The organism is Streptomyces sp. NPDC001832 (assembly GCF_040297265.1).
GTDB lineage: Bacteria > Actinomycetota > Actinomycetes > Streptomycetales > Streptomycetaceae > Streptomyces.
In genome coordinates this window covers 1-20946 of record NZ_JBEOYU010000051.1, presented here as the reverse complement: position 1 = coordinate 20946, position 20946 = coordinate 1, and the positions used below count along the sequence as shown (strand labels likewise).

General features: G+C 67.8%; 20 protein-coding genes and 1 pseudogene. 2 read left to right on the top strand and 19 right to left on the bottom strand.

Annotated elements, in window-relative coordinates; all coding sequences use genetic code 11:
- Positions 1-292: 292 nt before the first annotated feature.
- The 12 genes from ABT115_RS27315 to ABT115_RS27260 form a co-directional block, all read right to left on the bottom strand.
- Complete coding sequence (locus ABT115_RS27315) at positions 293-3121, bottom strand: DEAD/DEAH box helicase (RefSeq protein WP_351795062.1); 2829 nt, start codon at positions 3119-3121, stop codon at positions 293-295.
- Between the two features lie 44 nt (positions 3122-3165).
- A complete protein-coding gene (locus ABT115_RS27310; protein WP_351795059.1) occupies positions 3166-4074 on the bottom strand; it encodes a diacylglycerol kinase in 909 nt (302 codons plus the stop codon).
- 18 nt (positions 4075-4092) lie between these two features.
- Positions 4093-5043: a twin-arginine translocase subunit TatC gene (gene tatC / locus ABT115_RS27305; protein ID WP_351795056.1), complete on the bottom strand. Its 951-nt coding sequence runs from the start codon at positions 5041-5043 to the stop codon at positions 4093-4095.
- A gap of 62 nt (positions 5044-5105) precedes the next feature.
- Positions 5106-5396, bottom strand: coding sequence for a Sec-independent protein translocase subunit TatA (tatA, locus tag ABT115_RS27300; protein WP_351795054.1), 291 nt, complete (start codon positions 5394-5396; stop codon positions 5106-5108).
- Positions 5397-5656: 260 nt separating this feature from the next.
- The gene (locus ABT115_RS27295; protein ID WP_351795052.1) at positions 5657-5854 is read right to left on the bottom strand and encodes a hypothetical protein; all 198 of its coding nucleotides are present in this window, start codon (positions 5852-5854) and stop codon (positions 5657-5659) included.
- A 35-nt stretch (positions 5855-5889) separates the two neighbouring features.
- Entirely contained in the window at positions 5890-6159 is a 270-nt protein-coding gene (locus tag ABT115_RS27290) for a CpXC domain-containing protein (RefSeq protein ID WP_351795049.1), read from the bottom strand.
- Between the two features lie 20 nt (positions 6160-6179).
- Positions 6180-7136 carry a helix-turn-helix transcriptional regulator gene (locus ABT115_RS27285; protein WP_351795046.1) on the bottom strand — a complete coding sequence of 319 codons (957 nt, stop codon included), beginning with the start codon at positions 7134-7136 and terminating at the stop codon, positions 6180-6182.
- A 14-nt stretch (positions 7137-7150) separates the two neighbouring features.
- A complete protein-coding gene (locus ABT115_RS27280) occupies positions 7151-8104 on the bottom strand; it encodes a helix-turn-helix transcriptional regulator (RefSeq protein ID WP_351795043.1) in 954 nt (317 codons plus the stop codon).
- Positions 8105-8217: 113 nt separating this feature from the next.
- Positions 8218-8592, bottom strand: coding sequence for an FKBP-type peptidyl-prolyl cis-trans isomerase (locus ABT115_RS27275; RefSeq protein ID WP_351795040.1), 375 nt, complete (start codon positions 8590-8592; stop codon positions 8218-8220).
- Between the two features lie 43 nt (positions 8593-8635).
- On the bottom strand, positions 8636-9589 hold the full coding sequence (locus tag ABT115_RS27270) for an FKBP-type peptidyl-prolyl cis-trans isomerase (protein WP_351795037.1): 954 nt from the start codon (positions 9587-9589) through the stop codon (positions 8636-8638).
- A 290-nt stretch (positions 9590-9879) separates the two neighbouring features.
- Positions 9880-11241: a Pup--protein ligase gene (gene pafA / locus ABT115_RS27265; RefSeq protein WP_351795034.1), complete on the bottom strand. Its 1362-nt coding sequence runs from the start codon at positions 11239-11241 to the stop codon at positions 9880-9882.
- A gap of 9 nt (positions 11242-11250) precedes the next feature.
- A complete protein-coding gene (locus ABT115_RS27260; RefSeq protein ID WP_351795031.1) occupies positions 11251-12510 on the bottom strand; it encodes an MFS transporter in 1260 nt (419 codons plus the stop codon).
- A gap of 136 nt (positions 12511-12646) precedes the next feature.
- Here ABT115_RS27260 and ABT115_RS27255 point away from each other — a divergent pair, with 136 nt between their 5' ends.
- On the top strand, positions 12647-13693 hold the full coding sequence (locus ABT115_RS27255; protein WP_351795028.1) for a LacI family DNA-binding transcriptional regulator: 1047 nt from the start codon (positions 12647-12649) through the stop codon (positions 13691-13693).
- A gap of 53 nt (positions 13694-13746) precedes the next feature.
- Here ABT115_RS27255 and prcA read toward each other — a convergent pair whose 3' ends face one another.
- From prcA to arc, 6 genes and pseudogenes are all read right to left on the bottom strand, one after another.
- Positions 13747-14589: a proteasome subunit alpha gene (gene prcA, locus ABT115_RS27250; protein ID WP_351795025.1), complete on the bottom strand. Its 843-nt coding sequence runs from the start codon at positions 14587-14589 to the stop codon at positions 13747-13749.
- A 58-nt stretch (positions 14590-14647) separates the two neighbouring features.
- Positions 14648-15493 carry a proteasome subunit beta gene (prcB, locus tag ABT115_RS27245; RefSeq protein ID WP_351795022.1) on the bottom strand — a complete coding sequence of 282 codons (846 nt, stop codon included), beginning with the start codon at positions 15491-15493 and terminating at the stop codon, positions 14648-14650.
- Positions 15445-15632 (bottom strand): annotated as a pseudogene (locus tag ABT115_RS27240) (endonuclease domain-containing protein); the annotation flags it as partial. The gene prcB and the pseudogene ABT115_RS27240, both read right to left, overlap by 49 nt.
- Positions 15633-15731: 99 nt before the next feature.
- Positions 15732-15950 carry a ubiquitin-like protein Pup gene (locus ABT115_RS27235; RefSeq protein ID WP_016325855.1) on the bottom strand — a complete coding sequence of 73 codons (219 nt, stop codon included), beginning with the start codon at positions 15948-15950 and terminating at the stop codon, positions 15732-15734.
- A gap of 120 nt (positions 15951-16070) precedes the next feature.
- Positions 16071-17582 (bottom strand): depupylase/deamidase Dop, encoded by a 1512-nt coding sequence (gene dop / locus ABT115_RS27230; RefSeq protein ID WP_351795019.1) that lies wholly within the window; start codon positions 17580-17582, stop codon positions 16071-16073.
- A gap of 236 nt (positions 17583-17818) precedes the next feature.
- Entirely contained in the window at positions 17819-19582 is a 1764-nt protein-coding gene (gene arc, locus ABT115_RS27225) for a proteasome ATPase (RefSeq protein WP_351795016.1), read from the bottom strand.
- Between the two features lie 240 nt (positions 19583-19822).
- On the opposite strand from arc, the gene ABT115_RS27220 reads away from it, so the two are divergent.
- On the top strand, positions 19823-20134 hold the full coding sequence (locus tag ABT115_RS27220; protein WP_351795013.1) for a ferredoxin: 312 nt from the start codon (positions 19823-19825) through the stop codon (positions 20132-20134).
- A 39-nt stretch (positions 20135-20173) separates the two neighbouring features.
- On the opposite strand, the gene ABT115_RS27215 is transcribed toward ABT115_RS27220, so the two are convergent.
- A complete protein-coding gene (locus ABT115_RS27215; protein WP_351795010.1) occupies positions 20174-20740 on the bottom strand; it encodes a hypothetical protein in 567 nt (188 codons plus the stop codon).
- Between the last annotated feature and the right edge of the window lie 206 nt (positions 20741-20946).

Here is a 20946-nt window from a genome sequence, read left to right as displayed (position 1 = left end):
AGGTGCGCATCCGGTCGACGGTCTCGGCCTGCGGCCCGGCGAGCCGGTCGAGCGCACGGGCGGTGAACTACGGGTCCAGGTGCGCGACACGGGACCGTGCCGGCACGAGCCTCACGGCAACCGCGAGATCGGTTGCCGTGAGGCTCGTGCCGCCGAAGACCAGTGCCTCCCGGAGTGAGCCACGACCGGATGCTGCTGGAGCCGTACGCCTCCACCACGGCGCGCGAAGCGGTCGCCGAACTCCTCGCCCTGGTACTGGCATTGAGTCCCACTCCCGCACCCCCGCACAACCTCACCCCACGGAGCTGTAAGCCACGACCCCCCGCAATACCGCCTCCACCGCCTTACGCGCACTCCGCGCCACGGAACTACCGTCCCGCGGAGCCGCAGCCGCGATCTGGCCCAGCACGTCGATCACCTGCTTGCACCATCGCACGAAGTCCCCTGCCGGCATTTCCGCCTCGCGCAGCACCTCGTCCAGCGTCCGCCCCGACGCCCACATGTACACCGCCCAGGCAAACCCCAGGTCGGGTTCGCGCTGCCCGACCCCCTCCGCCTGGTTGATCTTGAAGTCCTCTTCCAGGGCATCGAGCCGACCCCAGATCCGGACCATCTCGCCCATCGCGGTCTTCGCGGGCCCCGACGGAAGCTTCGGCGCCACCGCGTCATCGGCCTGCCGCGCCTCGTACACCAGCGCCGAGACGCATGCCGCGAGTTCGGCTGGGTTCAGGCCCTCCCAGACCCCGGCCCGCAGGCATTCGCTCGCCAGCAGATCCAGCTCGCCGTAGAGCCGCGCAAGCCGTCGCCCGTGTTCGGTGACCTCGTTGCCCCGCAGGTAGTCGAGCTCGGTGAGCAGCGCGACGATCCGGTCGAAGGTGCGGGCAATCGTGTTCGTCCGCCCCTCGATCCGCCGCTCCAGTTGCCTGGTGTCGCGCCGCAGCCGGTGATACCGCTCGGCCCATCGCGCATGGTCCTCACGCTCGTCACACCCGTGGCAGGGGTGCGCGCGCAACTCCGCCCGGTAGCGGGCGATCTCCCGGTCGTCGGCCGCCGCTGACCGCCCCTTGCGGTGCCGCTCCGGCACTATGTGCCCGGCCTTGGTCCGCAGCGCGGAGGCCAGATCGCGGCGCGACTGCGGCGAGCGCGGGTTGAACGACTTCGGCACCCGCATCCGCTCCAGTGCCTCCACCGGAACCGGGAAGTCGATCGAGGCGAGCCTCTTGACCTGCCGCTCGGCGGTCAGCACCAACGGGCGCGGCCCGTCGTGGTATTCGAGCCCGCGGTGCCCATTGGTCCGTCCGGCGGACAGCCCCGGGTCGAGGACCAGGGCCAATCCGGCGAACTTGCCGGTGGGGACATGGATGACATCGCCGGGCTTGAGCTTCTCCAGGGACGCCGCGGCGGCGGCCCGCCGCTGCGACGCGCCCTGCTTGGCCAGCTCGGTCTCCCGGTCCTTGAGCTCGCGGCGCAGTCGCGCGTACTCCTCGAAGTCACCGAGGTGGCAGGTCATGCCCTCCCGGTAGCCCTCCAGTCCCGCTTCGTTCCGCTGGACCTGCCGGGAGATCCCGACCACGGACCGGTCGGCCTGGAACTGTGCGAAGGAGGTCTCCAGCAGCTCGCGCGAGCGGTGATGCCCGAACTGCTGCACCAGGTTTACGGCCATGTTGTACGAGGGCCTGAAGCTGGACCGCAGCGGATACGTACGCGTGCCCGCGAGTCCGGCCAGCGCCCCGGGGTCCATGCCGCGCTGCCACAGCACCACCGCATGGCCTTCGACGTCGATCCCACGCCGTCCTGCCCGCCCGGTCAGCTGGGTGTACTCACCCGGCGTGATGTCGGCGTGCTGCTCGCCGTTCCACTTGACGAGCTTTTCCAACACGACCGAGCGTGCTGGCATGTTGATGCCGAGGGCGAGGGTCTCCGTCGCGAAGACGGCCTTGACGAGCCCTCGTACGAACAGTTCCTCGACGACTTCCTTGAACGTGGGCAGCATGCCGGCGTGGTGCGCGGCGATGCCCCGCTCCAGCCCTTCGAGCCACTCGTAGTAGCCCAGGACCTGGAGGTCCTCGCCTGGGATGGATGCGGTCCGGTCCTCGACGATCTCGCGGACCAGGCGGCGCTTGTCCTCGTCGTTGAGCCGCAGTCCGGCATGCAGACACTGCTGCACGGCGGCCTCGCAGCCGGCCCGGCTGAAGATGAACGTGATCGCGGGGAGCAGCCCTTCGGAGTCCAGCCGGTCGATGACCTCGGGCCTGGCAGGCGTCCAGATCCGGCTGCGCTGGCGCCGCTCGCGCTCACGGTCCGCCTCGCGAACCATCTTGCCGCGGCGGCGTTCACGCGGGTTGTACGCCCGCTGGTTCTCCATCCGGACGAGCCGGACGAGGTCGGGATTGACCTCGCGGCGTCCGGCTCCGCGGCCGCCGTGATCGGTCTCCTCCTCGAAGAGGTCGTACATCCGACGGCCTGCCAGCACGTGCTGCCAGAGCGGCACAGGGCGGTGCTCGGAGACGATGACCTGAGTGTCGCCGCGGACGGTATCCAGCCAGTCACCGAACTCCTCGGCGTTGGACACGGTCGCCGACAGTGACACGAGGGTCACGGAGTCCGGAAGGTGAATGATCACTTCCTCCCACACGGCGCCCCTGAAGCGGTCGGAGAGGTAGTGCACCTCGTCCATCACCACATAGCCGAGGCCGCGCAGCGCCTGCGAGCCCGCGTACAGCATGTTCCGCAGCACTTCGGTGGTCATGACGACCACTGGGGCATCGCCGTTGACGCTGTTGTCACCGGTCAGCAGGCCGACCTTGTCCGGTCCGTAGCGCTTGACCAGATCGGCGAACTTCTGGTTGGACAGGGCCTTGATGGGGGTGGTGTAGAAGCACTTGCGGCCCTGTTCGAGCGCGAGGTGCACGGCGAATTCGCCGACGATGGTCTTGCCCGACCCGGTCGGGGCGGCGACGAGCACCCCCTTGCCGGCCTCCAGTGCCTCACAGGCCTCGATCTGGTAGGGGTCGAGATCGAACTCGTACATCTCGCGGAAGGGCGCGAGCGCGGTGGCCAGCTCGGCGGCACGGATCCGAGAAGCCTGGTATCGCTCAGCTGGTGAGAGGTCCTCTGTCATCTTGCTTATGAGCCTACCCGTCACCTCTGACAGTGACGCGATCTTTAAATTCCGGTGGGAGAACCCGGCGCAAGCACTCTCACCGCACCCGGTACACAGGTGGCGGTGAGCGGCAGCGCGCCGAGCTGTTCGCCGTCCGCGTACGCGGTGACGCCGGCTGCGGCCAGCTCGATCGAGGAGACCCTGTGCACGGTGACCTCGGGGTGGCTGAGGTGCGTTCCCTTGTAGACGCGGGGGAAGACCTTCAGCAGGGTGGTGCGGCTGCAGTCCCCGACGACGGTCACGTCGAAGAGCCCGTCGTCCATGATGGCGTCCGCGCAGATCCGCATGCCTCCGCCGTACGTCGATCCGTTGCCGACGGCGATGAGCGTCGCCTCGATCTGCCTGACCGGTCCGCCGTCCAGCCTGATGTGGTACGGGATGGGCTTGAACGCGGCGAGTTCGGCGAGGATCGCGAGGTCGTACTTGAACCGTCCGCCGACCCAGCGCATGCGGTTGCCGCGGTCGTTGACCCGGGAGTCGAAGCCGGAGGCGAGCACGGACCCGAACCACCGCTCGCCGACCCGTCCGAGGTCGATCTCGCGGACGGTACCGCCCTTGAGCGCCTCGGCGGCCAGCCGTCCGGCGGCGGCCGGATCCCGTATCGGCATCCCGAGTGCGCGGGCGAAATCGTTCCCGGTGCCCACGGCGACGACCCCGAGCGGGGTCAGCGTTCCGGCAACGGCCTGCAGAGCGAGGGACATCATGCCGTCCCCGCCCACCGCTATCAGCGCACCGGTGCCGCCCACGACGGCCTCGCGGGCCCGCCGCAATGCGTCGTCGGCATCCGCGCCGAGAACCGTGCGTACAGAGAATCCGGCGTCCCGCAACGCGGAAGCAGCCGGCTGCGCGGCGTGCGCGCCCCGGCCGCGTCCTGCGGTGGGATTGACGAAAAGAGTGATCTCGCTGGTCACCCGGGGGACCTTACAAGGTCAGGTGATGTCGTCGTAACCGTTGACCCGGTCAAGGTCCGAGCTCGCCTGGGTGGGCAGCGACTGACGGGACGAGAGCGGTTCGATCTCGCCGATGTCCTCGGGGGTGAGGTCCAGCTCCGAGGCCTCGTCGTCGGCGGGCCCCGCCGCCGCGAGCTGCGTCTTGCGACGGTCGTTGAGGAGCGAGATCGCCGTGGCGACGAAGTAGAGCACCCAGATCGGTCCGGCGAGCGCCAGCATGGAGAGCGGCTCGGTGCTGGGAGTGGCCACCGCGGCGAAGACCGTGATGCCCATGATCATGCCCCGCCACCAGCCGAGCATCCGCTTGCCGGTGATGACCCCGCCGAAGTTCAGCATGACGAGCAGGAGGGGCAGCTCGAAGGAGAGCCCGAAGACCACCACCATGCGTGTGATCAGATCCAGCAGATCGTCGAGCGGCAGCTGGTTGTCGAGATCGGCCGGCGAGAACTCCAGCAGTACGCGCGCCATCGTGGGCAGGGTCTTGTACGCGAAGAAGCCGCCGGCGAGGAAGAGCGGGAATCCCGCGCCCACGAAGGCGAGCGAGTACTTCTTCTCGTGCTTGTGCAGCCCCGGGGCGATGAAGGCCCACAGTTGGTACAGCCAGACCGGCGAGGAAAAGACGACGCCCGCCATCAGGGAAACCTTGAGGGCAAGGGTGAACGGGGTGAGCAGACCGTTCAGGACGATACGCGCGCACGTACCGTCCTCCTTCTTCGCGAGTTCGGCGAAGCTGGTCTCGCAACCGACCGACTTCAGTACCGGGTCGGTGAAGAACTCGATGATGTCCTTGTAGAAGAACGCGGCCACGATCGTGACGACTACGATCCCGAGCAGCCCCTTCGCCAGCCGGTTACGCAGCTCACGCAGGTGCTCCACCAAGGGCATGCGGCCCTCTGGGTCCGTCTCCTGTTTGCGGGCAGACTTGAGCAACCCACGTCCTCATCTCGTGCAGCAGGCCGTCACCGATCACGGTGCCTGCGTCGGCCCGGTTGTCAGCGCTTGGTCGAATCAGTCGGCTCTGCGACCGGACGCGAACTGGTCACGTCACCGGGCGCGGCCTTGATGGTGCGCGGGGCGACCTGGTCCTGGGCTGCGTCGTTCGCCGGCTCGGCCGGGGTGGCCGACGGGCTGCCCTCGGACTTCATGGCCTTGGCCTCGCTCTTGAGGATGCGGGCCGACTTGCCGAGCGAGCGAGCCATGTCAGGAAGCTTCTTCGCGCCGAACAGCAGAACAATGACGACGAGGATCAGGATGATCTCGGGAGCGCCGAGCCTTCCGAACATATGCGTGTACCTTCTCACCGAGGCAGCAGGGGTGGGGCGGATCGAACGTCGGACGGACGCCCGATCGTCGTACAGTCAGCGATCGTATCCCTCAGGAGTAAACGCAGGGCAATACCCATGCATCCTTGTGATTACGACCCATGCCTCGCTCTCAGGGCCGCGTCCAGCAGCGTACCCTCCGCACCCGGGAAACTGGAGGCCGCGCCCTCCCCGAACGATCGGGCCTGCTCACAGGCTCACACCATCGTGGGACGAAACAACTAGCGCAACGCTTCACCGGTGGCAGCAAGATCCGTCGCGGCCCGTTCGAGGTCCTCCGCCGCCCGGTTGATGCGCTGGGTGGTCCGCGTCACCTGACGCCCCAGGCGCTGGGCCTCGATGAAGACTTTGACTGCCAGCACGCCGAGGACGGCGATCCCGAGAAACCCCAGGGCGACGGCAAGCATGGGCCAGAACATGCGCAGAACCTCAATGTGTCTAGGTGTCCGAAGTTCTAAAGGCTTGTGTGGAGACGCAGCGTCCGCACCCCGCCACCGGTGAGGAGCTCAACTATCCGTTCCCCGGCGGGCTTACGGACGGCCGCACCACACTCCGGGCAGGTGAAGGAGTAGAAGGTCGTCCGGCGGCTGGCACCCACGGCGAGGCGGATGGCGCCCGCCGCCAGCTCGAACCGCTCGCAGCAGTCCGGGCAGGCGGCCTTGAACCGTACGGACTCAGGCACCACTACGGTCGGAACACCTGACACCACAGACATATTGCTCATGATCTCTCTCAAGGATCCGCTCAGGCCGGGCCGTCATAGGCGGCGAGCGCCGCACGGGCCGCCTGCTGTGCGCTCTGCGCCAGTTCCGGCGGCGAGACGATGCGGCCCTCCCCGCCCAGTCGCAGCGCGAGCCTGCGCAACGAGGCCGGATCGGGGGTGCGCAGGGTGATCCGCAGCCCGCCGCCAGGCAGCTCCTGGGCGCTGTCGTACGTGTAGTACTCGGCGACCCATCGGCCGCCCGGGCCCACCTCGACCACGACTTCCGGGTCCTCGGCAGCCGGCTGGACGAGCCCTTCGGACAGATCCCGCAGTTCGAGCTCGGGCGGCGCGGCCGGCTCGTCCAGCAGCCGGATCTCGGCGACCCGGTCGAGCCGGAACGTACGCCGGTCCTCGGAGGACCTGCACCAGGCCTCCATGTACGTATGCCCAACGGCGAACAGCCTGATCGGGTCCACCTCGCGCTCGGTGAGTTCATCGCGCGCGGGCGAGTAGTAGCGCAGCCATAGCCGACGCCGCTCGGAGATCGCCCGGTCGACATCGGCGAAGACACCGCCCTCGGACTCGAAGGTGACCGAAAGCCGCGAGCTCGCCGCCCCCACCTCGCCGGCCGCGGTCTCCAGCTTCGCGGTGGCCCGCAGCAGAGCCTGCCGGTCACTCTCGCGCAGCCCGGGCAGCGTGGCCACGGCGCGGGCGGCGACCAGGAGCGCCGTCGCCTCGTCGGCCGCCAGCCGCAGCGGCTCCGCGACATCGTCCGGGTTGTGCCACCAGATCCGGTCGCCGTCGGTGTCGATGTCCAGCAGATCCCCGCCGCGGAAGCTCGTACCGCACATGGGCAACACGTCGAGGTCCGAGATCAGCTCGTCCTCGGTGATCCCGAAGGCGCGGGCGACGTCCTGGACATGGGCGCCGGGGCGTTCACGCAGATACGTCACCAGGGAGAGCATCCGGCGGGTCTGGTCGATCGCGTTCGTGGCCATGAATACGGTCCCCCTCAGTCCTTGGCCACGGCGCGCAGCCGGTCCATCACATCGGCCCGCAGGTCGGCGGGTTCCTGTACCACGACGTCCGGACCGAACTCGGCGAGCCAGGCATCCAGCCCGTGTCCGTATGGAATCTCCAACTCGTCCCACCCGTCCCCGAGTTCCCGGATCGATATGGCGCGCGAGCGCAGCGGGTATCCGGCACCGGCCTGCATCCTGATCCGCGCGGTCCGGGTCGCGGTCTCTCCCGCCCAGCTCTCGACGGTCTCCCGGACGGTCACTACGTCGGGCACCTCGACGGTGAAAGCTCCGGCCCGGGAGCGGACCCGGCCGGTGATCCGGGAGAGCCGGAACACCCGCTCGGCGCCGCGGTCCCGGTCCCAGCCGGCCAGATACCAGTGGCCGCGCCAGCACTCCAGCGTCCACGGCTCGACCTGGCGCTGCTGGGGTCGGGCGGCGTTGGCCTTGCGGTAGTCGAAGGTCACCGGGCGGCGGTCCCGGCAGGCCAGCATCAACGGCTCGAAAGCCGCCTCATGGACGGGGATACGGGGTTCGAGGGCGCTGTGCACCTCGTACGCGTCCTCGGACTCCGGCATGCCCGCGGCTCGCAGCTTCTGCAGCGCACCGCTGGCGGCACCGGCCAGCCGCGCCTGCTGCCAGACCTTGGCGGCGAGTCCGAGCGCGGCGGCCTCCTCGGCGTCCAGCGTGATCGGGGGCAGCCGGTTGCTGTCGCGGCGGGCGAGATACCCCGTGTCTCCGTCCAGGTTCTCCACGGTCTCGATGACCAGACCGAGCTCGCGCAGATCGTCCTTGTCGCGCTCGAACATCCGGTTGAAGGCGTCGTCGGAACCGGCTTCCAGATAGGCCTCGATGGAGCCGCGCAACTCGCGCTTGCTCAGCGGGCGCCGGGTCCCCAGCAGACACAGAGCCAGGTTCATCAGCCGCTCGGCCTTGGCGATCGCCATCGACGCCCTTTCTGTTTTGCTCTACGACCGTCGACCGTACAGCTACGCGCTGTCCGGACAAAAGCGAGGGCCCGTGCCTTGCGGCACGGGCCCTCGCTTCTCACGGGCGCGGATCAGGCGGCGACCAGGTCGCAGACGAAGATCAGCGTCTCGCCGGGGGCGATACGGCCGCCACCGGCGCCGCGGTCGCCGTACGCGAGGTGCGCGGGAATGGTCAGCTGGCGACGGCCGCCGACCTTCATGCCCTGCACGCCCTTGTCCCAGCCGGAGATGACCTGACCGGCACCGAGCTGGAACTGCAGCGGGGTGCCGCGGTTCCAGGAGGCGTCGAACTCCTCGCCGGTGGAGAAGGCCACGCCCACGTAGTGGACGGAGACGGTGGCGCCCGCCTTGGCCACCTCTCCGTCGCCTTCCCAGATGTCCTTGATCTCCAGGTCGGCCGGCGGCTCGCCACCCGGGAAGTCGATCTCGGGCTTCTCGATGCTCACTGACTTGCTCCTCTAAATGATGAACTGGGCAACCCGGACAGTCTTACATCTTTGCCAGGATGTCCACAGCGAACACCAGCGTGGACTTCGCGGGGATGGCCTGCTGGGCCTTGTCACCGAACCCCTGGTCCGGCGGGATGACGAGGAGCACACGGCTGCCGATCTTCTTGCCGACCAGACCGTCCTTGAGCCCCTTCAGGGTGACTTGTTCCAGCGGGAAAGTCTGCGTCTTGCCCGCCTCGTAGGTGCTGTCGAATGTCTTGCCGTCCTTCCACAGCAGACCGACGTAGTTCACGATGACGCTGTCGGTGTCCTTCACGACGTCGCCCTCGGACTCCAGGATGTAATTGGAGACGAGTTTCGTCGGCGGGTCGGTCTTGCTGGGGATGGTGACCTTGGGGGCCTTGCCGTCGGTATTGGTGCCGACCTTGGGCAGGTCGATGTTGTCCTGGGCGACCGCGGTGCCCTTGGCGGACGTCGGGATCTGCGTCGACTTCAGAATGTCGACGACGAAGACGAGCGTGGCGTTCGGCTTGATTTCGCCCTGGCCCTGCGCTCCGTAACCGAGATCCGGCGGAATGACCAGCTGGACCCGGCTGCCGACCTTCTGGCCGACCAGGCCCTTGTCCCAGCCCTGGATGACCATGCCGGCGCCGAGCGTCAGATCGAACGGCTGCTGGCGGTCGAAGCTGTTGTCGAACGGCTTGTCGGAGTCCCAGGCCTGCCCGAGATAGTTGACCTGGATCGCATCGCCGTTCTTGAGCGTGGCGCCGTCACCTTGGCTGATAACCCTGGTCTTCAGCTCCTTGGGCGGCTTCCCCGCGCCCTCGGACAGGGTGGGCTTCTCACCGAACTTCGCCCCCGCCGTGATCGCGGGGAACCCGTCCTCGGCCGCGACGGAAGCGGAAGCTGAATTGGGAGCGGAGCCCTTTTCGCCACCGCAGGCCGCTGTCAGCAGCAGCAGGGGGACGACGAGAAGGCCGGCAAGTCGGCGCACTGGTTCCTCAGTTCTCAGACGGCACAGTTGGTTGAGTCCCCGACACTCTAAGGGCTGTCCCGTAATCCCTGGCGGGCGCGCGACGACAGCTACGGCACCTCGCCGCGTTGTCGGAACGTCCGCATACATCCAGTATGCGGACGTCCCTCCGCCTTGCGATGCACCGCATCTGACGCCGCGCGCTGATCCACCACGGATTTCGGGACAGCCCTTTGGGCGTACGCAGGGCCCCGTACGAGGAACGAACGGGGCCCGCGTCGCGCCGGGAGCCGGGTTGACCTGTCACCGGCTCACATACCCGCGATCAGTTTCTCCACTCGGTCGTCCACCGCGCGGAACGGGTCCTTGCACAACACCGTGCGCTGCGCCTGGTCGTTGAGCTTGAGATGGACCCAGTCGACGGTGAAGTCCCGCCGCTGCTCCTGAGCCCTGCGGATGAAGTCACCGCGCAGCCGTGCCCTGGTCGTCTGCGGGGGCACGGACTTGCCCTCGAAGATCTTCAGGTCATTGCAGACACGGGCGGCCTGTCCCTTGCGCTCCAGCAGGTAGTACAGGCCGCGACGGCGGTGGATGTCGTGGTACGCGAGGTCTATCTGGGCGACCCGCGGATGCGACATGGTCATGTTGTGCTTGGCCCGGTACCGCTCGATGAGCTTGTACTTCATCACCCAGTCGATCTCGGTCTCGATCCGGTCGAGGTCCTCGGCCTCGACCGCGTCGAGCGTACGGCCCCACAGCTCCAGGACCTGGGCGATGGTTCCGGTGCGGATACCACGGCGGTCGACGAAGTCGACGGCCTTCTCGTAGTACTCGCGCTGCACCTCGATGGCGGACGCCTCACGGCCACTGGCCAGGCGCACCTTGCGCTGCCCCGTGGTGTCGTGACTGACCTCGCGGATCGCACGGATCGGGTTCTCCAGCGTCAGATCCCGCATCACGGTGCCCGCCTCGATCATGCGGAGCACCAGATCGGTCGCGCCGACCTTGAGCAGCATGGTCGCCTCGGACATGTTGGAGTCACCGACGATGACGTGGAGGCGGCGGTACCGCTCCGCGTCCGCATGCGGTTCGTCACGCGTGTTGATGATCGGACGGGAGCGCGTCGTGGCGGAGCTGACGCCCTCCCAGATGTGCTCGGCGCGCTGGCTGACGCAGTAGACGGCGCCCCGCGGTGTCTGCAGCACCTTGCCCGCGCCGCAGATCAGTTGCCTGGTGACGAGGAAGGGAATGAGGATGTCCGCGAGCCGGGAGAATTCTCCGTGCCGCGCCACGAGATAGTTCTCATGACACCCGTAGGAGTTTCCCGCCGAGTCGGTGTTGTTCTTGAAGAGATATACGTCGCCCGCGATTCCCTCCTCGTGCAAGCGGCGTTCGGCGTCGACGAGCAGACCTTCGAGAATGCGCTCGCCGGCCTTGTCGTGGGTGACCAGCTCGGTCAGGTTGTCGCATTCGGGGGTTGCATATTCCGGATGCGATCCCACGTCGAGGTAGAGGCGGGCGCCGTTCCGCAGAAAGACGTTGCTGCTGCGGCCCCATGACACAACACGGCGGAAGAGGTAGCGCGCCACTTCATCAGGGGACAGTCGGCGCTGTCCCCTGAACGTGCACGTGACGCCGTACTCGTTCTCCAGCCCGAAAATGCGGCGGTCCATGACTGAACATTACGCCTGATGGCCTGAGCTGAAACCGGGTTCGACAGCACCGTTTCGATCATTTTCCGATCCTTGTACGGCAACGGCCGTACGCCCGGGAACTGCGAGGAGCCTTCCCGTGGCCAGCAGGACCAGCAGCGCCGCCACCCCACCGGCCCCCGCGACAGCGAAGCTCCACGTCGTGCCGCCCAGCTCGACGGCCGGGCCCGCCACGGCCGTTCCCGCCGCCGCGCCCACTCCGAACGTCGTCACCAGCCACGAGAACGCCTCGGTCACCGTGCCCCTCGGAGCATGCCGGTCGACCACGATGAACGAGCAGGCGATCGCGGGCGCCAGAAAGACTCCGGCCAACGCCGCCAGAGCGGTCATGGCGACCACTCCGGGGGTCAGCATCAGCGGCAGATAGCCCAGTGCCAGCAGGGCGACGATGACCCGCAGCCGACGCTCCGGAGCCCCGGCCCACTGCCGCGCCCCGTACACCGCACCGCCGACCAGCGCACCCAGCCCGAGCGCGGCCATCAGCCAGCCGTACACCGCCTCCCTGCCGTGGTCGTCGGCGTACGCCACCCCGGCCACCGTGATCGAACCGAGCGCGAGCCCGACGAAGAAGAACGAGCCGAGCAGCACCAGCAGCCCCGGCGAGCGCAGCGCGCCCAGCCAGTGCGCCTCACGGGGCGCGCTGCGCCAGGCACGCGAGGGCTCGGAGAGCACGACGGAGAGCGCCCCCAGGACGCCGATCGCGTTGATCACGAGCAGGGCGGCGGCGGGCGACCACAGGGAGACGAGCAGCGTCACCAGCAGCGGACCCACGGTGAACATGATCTCCTGGGCGACGGCGTCCATCGCGTACGCCCGGTGCACCCGTTCCTCGCTGCCCAGGACGCTCGGCCACAGGGCCCGTAGACCGCCCTCCAGCGGCGGGGTGAACACACCTGCCACCATCACCGCCCCGTAGGCCAGCGGCAGCGACTCCAGGCCCACCAGGGCCAGCAGGGCCATGCCCAGCGCCGAGACCACGGAGGCGGGGAGCTGGACGCGCGGCTGGCCGTACAGGTCCACGGCGCGGCCCAGCAGCGGCTGTCCGACCGCAGTGGACAGTCCGTACACGGCCGCGAGCGCACCGGCGAGGGTGTAGCTGCCGCCCTCGGCCCGGGTGAACAGCACGATCGCAATATGGGCGGTGCCGCTCGGCAGCCGTCCCACGAGGGTCCCTGCCAGCAGCCGGGCCGCATGTCGCGTCCGGAGGATGTCCAGATATCCCGCGGCCATGTCCCGCCCCTCTCCTGTTCGAGTGCTCTCCGGCATCCCGAGGTTTTACGTATAACTTCGAGGTTCATAAGTACCATGTGCCCAGTCCGCAGGTCCACCGCACGGCGCCTGTCCCCCCACCGGCCCGGAGGCCCGAGTGACCAGCGCACCACAGTCACAGCCCGCCCCGACCCGGCCCACCAGCCGCGACGTCGCGCGGGCCGCAGGCGTCTCGCAGGCCACCGTCTCCCTCGTGCTCGGCGACAAATGGCGAGGCAGGGTCTCCGAGGTCACCGCCGAGCGCGTACGGCACGCCGCGCACGAACTCGGCTACCAGCCCAATCTCGCCGCCCGCAACCTCCGCCTCGGCCGCACCAGGACCGCCCTGCTGGTCGTCCCCGCGCTCACCAGCGAATTCTTCGCACGCGTCTACACCGGCGCCGCCGCGGTCGCCGCCGAACACGGCTTCGGGGCCGTCCTCTACCCGTCCCCCGAAGGCACCGGGCCGGCGAGGGATCCCTTCGCCTCGGCACGTGCCTCCCTCGACGGGGTGATCGCCTCCTCCATGGCCGCCGGCGCACTCGACGCGCTGCGCGGCGCCGGCCTGCCGCTGGTGATGCTCGACAGCGACCCGGCGGACACCGGCGTCGCGGCACGGGTCAACCTCGACATCGCCGACGGCATGCGGCAGGTCGCGGAGCATCTGCTCGCGCTCGGCCACCGCCGCTTCGTCCATCTCGCGTCGGCGGTCAACACCTGGACCTTCGCGGCCCGCGCCCGAGCGCTCCACGACACCTTGGGGGCGGTGCCCGACACCTTCGTACGGACCGTCACGGCGACGCTCGACGTACAGGCAGGCCGCGCAGCCGCGGAGCACGTACTCGCCGCGTCCGGCCCCCGGCCCACCGCCATCGTCTGTGACGACGACATCCTCGCCGCGGGCGCCTGCAAGGCCGCCCGCAGGCTGGGGCTCCGCGTCCCCGATGACCTCTCCGTCACCGGTTTCGACGATCTGGCCCTGGCCACGGCCGTCGAACCGGAGCTCACCACCGTGCAGCTGCCCGCCGAGCAGGTCGGTGAACGCGGCATGGCCGCCCTGCTGGCAGTCCTGGACGGCCGCCCGGCCGAGCCCGGCAGCCTGCCCGTGCACCTGGTGGCACGCGGCTCCTCGGCGCCCCCGCCCGCGGACGGTCAGCGCTCATGACGGTGCCCCGGTCCACCGGGAAGGGCGGACCGGGGCACCGGCACAGCGGTGGACTACTCCTCGGAGGACTCCACGTCCCCCCCGGAATCGGTGGACTTGGTGACATCCGTCGAGCTCGCAGGGGACTCCGTCGCGGAGGAATCGGTCCCCTCACCGTCCTCGATGTCGGAGGGGGCATCCGTCGGCGCGGAACCGCCGTCCGCCTCCAGCAAACGCTTCAGCTGTCGGCCGACGATCCGCTTGAACTTCCGCTGCTGCGGCCTCGTACGGTCCAGGACCGCGACTTCCAGCCGCTCCGCGGGGATCTCCCGCTCAGTGCCGTTGGGATCGCGGGACAGCGCCTGCACCGCCAGCTTGAGCGCCTCGGCCAGCGTCATGCCGTCACGGTGCCGCTGGTCCAGGAAGGTGCTGATCTGCTCAGCGTTCCCGCCGACCGCGACCGAGCCGTGCTCGTCGACGATGGAGCCGTCGTGCGGCAGCCGGTAGATCTGGTCGCCCTCCGGCTCGGCGCCGACCTCTGCGACCACCAACTCCACCTCGTACGGCTTCTCGGCCGCGCTGGAGAAGATGGTGCCCAGTGTCTGCGCATAGACGTTGGCCAGCCCACGGGCCGTCACATCGTCACGGTCGTAGGTGTATCCACGCAGATCGGCGTAGCGCACGCCGCCGATGCGGAGATTCTCGTATTCGTTGTACTTACCGGCGGCGGCGAAACCGATCCGGTCGTAGATCTCGCTGAACTTGTGCAGCGCACGGGACGGGTTCTCGCCGACGAACACAATGCCGTCGGCGTACTGCAGCACAACAAGGCTGCGACCACGGGCGATGCCCTTCCGGGCATATTCCGCCCGGTCGGCCATGGCCTGCTGAGGTGAGACATAGAACGGCGTCGACACCGGCTATCCGTCCCTTTCTGTCAGTGACAAGAGCATCGAAGAAGCAGCGGAACGAAGGTCAGAGCAGCGCGGCGCGCGGGCCGTCGGGCTGTTCCATCCGGCGATCCAGAATCGAGCGGGCGATCTCGGAGGATTCCGCCTCGGCCAACTTCCGGAAGCCCTCGTCGGTGATGACGGTGACGATCGGGTAGATCCGCCGGGCCACATCGGGACCGCCGGTCGCCGAGTCGTCGTCCGCGGCGTCGTACAGCGCCTGCACAACCAAGGTGAGGGCCTGCTGCTCGGTCAGATCCTCGCGGTAGAGCTTCTTCATCGAGCCACGGGCGAAGATCGATCCGGAGCCGGTGGCCGCGTATCCGAGTTCCTCGGAACGGCCGCCGGTGACGTCGTACGAGAAGATTCGGCCCTCCTCACGGTCGACGTCGAAGCCGGCGAAGAGCGGCACGACGGCGAGCCCCTGCATGGCCATCGCCAGATTGCTGCGGATCATCGTGGAGAGCCGGTTCGCCTTGCCCTCCAGGGAGAGCTGGGCGCCCTCGACCTTCTCGAAGTGCTCCAGCTCCAGCTGGAAGAGCTTGACCATCTCCACGGCCAGCCCGGCCGTGCCGGCGATGCCCACCGCCGAATACTCGTCGGCCGGGAAGACCTTCTCGATGTCGCGCTGCGCGATCACGTTACCCATGGTCGCCCGCCGGTCGCCGGCCAGGACCACGCCTCCGGGGAACGTCGCCGCGACGATGGTCGTCCCGTGCGGCGCCTCAATGACCCCCTGCAGGGGTGGCAGGTTCCGGTTGCCCGGGAGCATCTCGGGAGAATGGTCGGACAGGAAATCCATGAACGAAGAGGATCCCGGCGTCAGGAAGGCAGCTGGTAGACGCCCGGTGCTACGAGTGTTGGCTTCCACGCGTTTCCCTCCAGGTATGCGACGGCCCTGCGCAAGGTGTCAGGATCGTCTCCCAACGTACCGATGGCCGAATTGCAGTTGATGCGTTTACGCCACGGACACTACCCGTCCCGCGGCAGCGATCCACATGGACTGCGGGGCAGCTGTACAGCCTGTAGTACCGCTTGCGCCCGCGCGGCACGGGCCGACCGGCCCGTACCGCGCGCACCTCGCCATTCCCCGCGTTCACACTTGTGAACTACTGTCCACCTTTTTGCACAAATGACCTCACGAAATCCTCTGCGTTCTCCTCGAGGACATCGTCGATCTCGTCCAGAACCGAGTCGACATCGTCGCTCAGCTTCTCCTGGCGCTCCTTGAGGTCCTCGGACGCCTGTGCGTCCTGCGCCTGCTCCTCGACCTCCTCGGTGGAGCGCGTCGCCTTCTGCTGTCCGCCGCCGGTGTCCTTGGTCGCCATTTAGCTCACCCCGCTCGGTTCGAAGCACTTGGTCAGACCCTACCCACGGGGTCCGACATTGGCCCGGTAGTTGTCTCAACGTCCGGGGGTCATCCCGATGTTTCCCCGATCGCGGCCCTTTCAGCCGCCCGACAGCACCTGGACCAGCTCTTCCGCCGTACGGCAGCGGTCCAGCAGATCCTTCACGTGATTACTGGTGCCGCGGAGCGGTTCCAGGGTGGGTACCCGTTGCAGTGAGTCATGGCCAGGCACATCAAAGATGACCGAGTCCCAGGAGGCCGCGGCCACGTCGTCCGCGTACTGCTCCAGGCACCGGCCGCGGAAATACGCCCTGGTGTCCTCCGGAGGCTTCGTACGGGCCTGCTCGACCGCGTCCTCGTCCAGCAAGCGCTTCATCTTCCCGCGGGCCGCCAGACGGTTGTAGAGGCCCTTCCCGGTCCTCACATCGGCGTACTGGAGATCCACCAGATGCAGACGCGCCGCGTCCCAGTCCAGGCCGTCCCGACGGCGGTAGCCCTCCATGATCTCCCGCTTCGCGATCCAGTCGAGCTCGCCGGACAGGCTCATCGGATCGTTCTCCAGCCGGTTGAGGGTGTCCTCCCAGCGGATCAGGACGTCCTTGGTCTGCTCGTCGGCGTCCGCCCCGTATCGTTCCTCGACGTATTTGCGGCCCAGTTCGAAGTACTCCATCTGGAGCTGCACCGCGGTGAGCGTACGACCGCTACGCAGCGTGATCAGATGCTTCAGCGTCGGGTCGTGCGAGACGTGGTGCAGGGTGCGCACCGGCTGGTCGACAGCGAGATCAACGTTGATGAAGCCGTCCTCGATCATGGAAAGGACCAGGGCGGTGGTACCGAGCTTGAGATAGGTGGAGATCTCCGAGAGGTTCGCGTCCCCGATGATCACATGGAGCCGGCGGTACTTCTCGGCGTCGGAGTGGGGTTCGTCGCGGGTGTTGATGATGGGGCGCTTGAGGGTGGTCTCCAGCCCGACCTCGACCTCGAAGTAGTCGGCGCGCTGACTGATCTGGAAGCCGTGCTCGTGGCCGTCCTGGCCGATTCCCACGCGTCCCGCTCCGGTGACCACCTGGCGGGAGACGAAGAACGGGGTCAGATGGCGCACGATGTCGGAGAACGGGGTTTCCCGCTTCATCAGGTAGTTCTCGTGCGTGCCGTACGAGGCGCCCTTGTTGTCGGTGTTGTTCTTGTAGAGCTGGATCGGCTGGGCGCCGGGAAGCTGGGCCGCACGTTCGGCCGCTTCGGCCACGATGCGTTCGCCGGCCTTGTCCCAGAGGACCGCGTCCCGCGGATTGGTGACCTCCGGGGAGCTGTATTCCGGGTGCGCGTGGTCGACGTAGAGGCGAGCGCCGTTGGTAAGGATGACATTGGCGAGGCCGATGTCCTCGTCGGTGAGCTGGCTGGCGTCCGCGGTCTCGCGGGCGAGGTCGAAACCTCGCGCGTCCCGCAGCGGGTTCTCCTCCTCGAAGTCCCAGCGGGCGCGGCGCGCCCGGTGCATCGCCGCTGCGTAGGCGTTGACGATCTGGGATGAGGTGAGCATGGCATTGGCGTTGGGGTGGCCGGGGACGGAGATCCCGTACTCCGTCTCGATGCCCATTACTCGCCGTACGGTCATGCGGCCCTCCTTGCCCGGCGGCGCTCCCTTGAGGGGGCGGCGCTCAAGTACCGCTGCTTGTCCGGTGCGTGTGCGGTGCCCGTCCCCGCACTGCGCGACCGGGCGGTACGCAAGAGCCTAGAGCGACTCTGCGCTGGTGGGGAGATCAATTACGTCATTGCTGCGGTGTCGTGTGAGCTGTCCGGAAAGCAACCGGCTGCGGATGCCCGGCCGGGCATCCGCAGTCGGTCTGCGTTCTACAGGTACTGCCCGGTATTCGCCACCGTGTCGATGGATCGACCGGTGTCTGCGCCCTGCTTTCCGGTGACGAGCGTACGGATGAAGACGATCCGCTCGCCCTTCTTGCCGGAGATCCTGGCCCAGTCGTCCGGGTTCGTGGTGTTCGGCAGGTCCTCGTTCTCCTTGAACTCGTCCACGCATGCCTGGAGGAGATGGGAGACGCGAAGGCCCTTCTGTCCCTGGTCGAGGAAGGCCTTGATGGCCATCTTCTTGGCCCGGTCGACGATGTTCTGGATCATCGCGCCGGAGTTGAAGTCCTTGAAGTAGAGGACTTCCTTGTCGCCGTTGGCGTACGTGACCTCGAGGAAGCGGTTCTCCTCGGACTCGGTGTACATCCGCTCGACGACCGACTGGATCATGGCGTGCGCAGCGGATTCCTTGGAGCCGGTGTGCTCCGCGAGGTCGTCCGCGTGCAGGGGCAGCGACGGCGTGAGGTACTTCGCGAAGATGTCCTTCGCGGCCTCTGCATCGGGGCGCTCGATCTTGATCTTCACATCGAGGCGGCCGGGTCGCAGGATCGCGGGGTCGATCATGTCCTCGCGGTTGGAGGCGCCGATGACGATGACGTTCTCCAGGCCCTCGACACCATCGATCTCGGCGAGCAGCTGGGGGACAATGGTGTTCTCCACGTCCGAGCTGACGCCGGATCCCCGGGTACGGAAGAGGGACTCCATCTCGTCGAAGAAGACGATGACGGGGGTGCCCTCGCTCGCCTTCTCACGGGCACGCTGGAAGACCAGGCGGATGTGCCGCTCGGTCTCGCCGACGTACTTGTTGAGAAGTTCCGGGCCCTTGATGTTGAGGAAGTAGCTCTTGCCCGCGGGCTGGCCGGTGACTTCGGCGACCTTCTTGGCAAGGGAGTTGGCCACTGCCTTGGCAATGAGTGTCTTGCCGCAGCCGGGCGGGCCGTAGAGCAGGATGCCCTTCGGCGGCCGCAGTTCGTGTTCCTTGAAGAGGTCGGGGTGGAGGTAGGGGAGCTCGACCGCGTCCCGGATGAGCTCGATCTGCTCGCCCAGGCCACCGATCTTGTCGTAGTCGATGTCCGGCACTTCTTCGAGGACGAGCTCTTCGACCTCGCTCTTGGGGACCACTTCGTAGACGTAGCCGGACCTGGGTTCGAGCAGCAGGGCGTCGCCGGGGCGGATGGTGATGTCCAGCAGCGGCTCGGCGAGCCGTACCACCCGTTCCTCGTCGGTGTGGCCGATGACCAGGGCCCGCTCGCCGTCCTCAAGGATTTCCTTGAGGGTGACGATGTCCCCGGCCCGCTCGAATTCCATGGCGTCGACCACATTGAGCGCTTCATTGAGCATGACTTCCTGGCCGCGCCGGAGGTCGTCGAGCTCGACACTGGGGCTGACATTCACCCGGAGCTTTCGGCCTCCGGTGAAGATGTCGCAGGTGCCGTCCTCGTTGCCCTGCAAGAACACACCGAAACCGGCCGGCGGCTGTGCGAGCCGGTCGACTTCTTCCTTGAGGGCCACGATCTGGTCGCGGGCCTCGCGGAGTGTGTTGGCGAGCCGCTCATTCTGCGCGGACACGCCTGCCAGGTTGGTCTGCAGCTCGACGATCCGCTCTTCGAGAATCCTCGTATGGCGCGGAGAGTCGGCGAGCTTACGTCGCAGGACGGCGATTTCCTGCTCGAGATAGGCGACCTGGCCGGCTGGGTCTTCGGACCCCCGCCCGGGCCGGATGCCGCGGTTGATGTCGTCGTGGGCTGCCACGGTCCTCACCTCCTCCAAGGGGAGCTGGACGCTTCCTGACCCTACCTGGGTGGGTGATGATTGAAACCCCTAGATCACAAAGACTGCGGGGCGTGTCCGATCGTCACCCTTGCGTTCCCCCTCGTGTCAGGGAATACCCACCCTTCAACATCGGAAAGCGGCCGGTTGTATCGTCGAACCGTTCAACACCCGTCAGGGCTGGCTACTTTTGGTCCGGCTACGCAGGAAACGGCAGGAGAAATGACCGTTCAGCAGGACGCTCCCACCGGCAGCGGAACTCAGGACCTGGAGGTCTGGATCGACCAGGACCTCTGCACGGGAGACGGTATCTGCGTGCAGTACGCACCCGAGGTGTTCGAGCTGGACATCGACGGTCTGGCGTATGTGAAGAGCAGCGACGACGAGCTGCTGCAGGAGAAGGGCGCGACGACGCCCGTACCGCTGCCGCTTCTTCAGGATGTGGTCGATTCGGCCAAGGAGTGCCCGGGCGACTGCATCCATGTACGTCGCGTTTCGGACAGGGTCGAGGTGTACGGTCCCGAGGCCGCCTGATCTGGCGGTTCGCGGCGGGCAATCACACACAGTGACGGCTCAGGCGCTGCTCGGGGCGGCCTGGTTGGTGCGGACGAATGCGCCGGACTGCCACTGCCAGGTGACCTCTTCCTGCTGGTCGGGGCAGCAGCGCGGCACTGCGGCCGAGGAGTAGCCGAGCAGGGTGGCGGAGATGATTCCGTCACGTACCGCGAAATCGCCGACGCTCAGCTTCTGAGCGGGGTCCACCAGGGTCGCCACGACCCGGGGTGTGGCCCCGCTTCCTTGTGTGAGGACGTAGACACCGCTGGGCGGGGTGCCGGATCCGGCCGCGCAGTGGACCACGGCGACGGTCTCGGGGCGGCCGTCGCCGTCGAGGTCGCCGGGCGCCTGTTTGGCCACGGTGTTCTCCAGCCCGCCGCATTCCAGGGGGAAGGTCGCCTGCTCCGGATCGGGCGCGGTGCCGTGCTGTCCGGTGGTGCGGTGGGGGGGCGAGGCGGAGGCCCTGGGGTCCGGCTGGAGCATGCCTGCGGCTGCGACGACAGCGGCCATGACTGTCGCGGTGGCCAGCCAGTGCAGCGGCTTGGTGTCGGTGTGCGCGAGGTCCGGGAGCTCGGAGGTCTGCACGCGGGATGTCTCCTGTGGTTCCTGTGGTTCGAGGATGCCTGGGTGGGCGGTGCCGCCCGTGGGACGTCCGCGGTGGTGTGGGGGTGGCCAGCATCGTGCCACACCTCACAGAGCAGAGAAACGGTGGGGTAGGCACCGATGCGCTTCCGAAGCGGCAACGAACCGGCACCGCCGCCGAGTTCCCGGGTCGGTCCGGGAACTCGGCG

What these genes read in the sequence shown, in the direction of transcription:
- ABT115_RS27315 (WP_351795062.1), bottom strand. Translation starts at nt 3,121, where the DNA reads ATGACAGAGGACCTCTCACCAGCTGAGCGATACCAGGCTTCTCGGATC.
- tatA (WP_351795054.1), bottom strand. Translation starts at nt 5,396, where the DNA reads ATGTTCGGAAGGCTCGGCGCTCCCGAGATCATCCTGATCCTCGTCGTC.
- ABT115_RS27295 (WP_351795052.1), bottom strand. Translation starts at nt 5,854, where the DNA reads ATGTTCTGGCCCATGCTTGCCGTCGCCCTGGGGTTTCTCGGGATCGCC.
- ABT115_RS27290 (WP_351795049.1), bottom strand. Translation starts at nt 6,159, where the DNA reads ATGAGCAATATGTCTGTGGTGTCAGGTGTTCCGACCGTAGTGGTGCCT.
- ABT115_RS27285 (WP_351795046.1), bottom strand. Translation starts at nt 7,136, where the DNA reads ATGGCCACGAACGCGATCGACCAGACCCGCCGGATGCTCTCCCTGGTG.
- ABT115_RS27280 (WP_351795043.1), bottom strand. Translation starts at nt 8,104, where the DNA reads ATGGCGATCGCCAAGGCCGAGCGGCTGATGAACCTGGCTCTGTGTCTG.
- pafA (WP_351795034.1), bottom strand. Translation starts at nt 11,241, where the DNA reads ATGGACCGCCGCATTTTCGGGCTGGAGAACGAGTACGGCGTCACGTGC.
- ABT115_RS27260 (WP_351795031.1), bottom strand. Translation starts at nt 12,510, where the DNA reads ATGGCCGCGGGATATCTGGACATCCTCCGGACGCGACATGCGGCCCGG.
- ABT115_RS27235 (WP_016325855.1), bottom strand. Translation starts at nt 15,950, where the DNA reads ATGGCGACCAAGGACACCGGCGGCGGACAGCAGAAGGCGACGCGCTCC.
- dop (WP_351795019.1), bottom strand. Translation starts at nt 17,582, where the DNA reads ATGACCGTACGGCGAGTAATGGGCATCGAGACGGAGTACGGGATCTCC.
- ABT115_RS27220 (WP_351795013.1), top strand. Translation starts at nt 19,823, where the DNA reads ATGACCGTTCAGCAGGACGCTCCCACCGGCAGCGGAACTCAGGACCTG.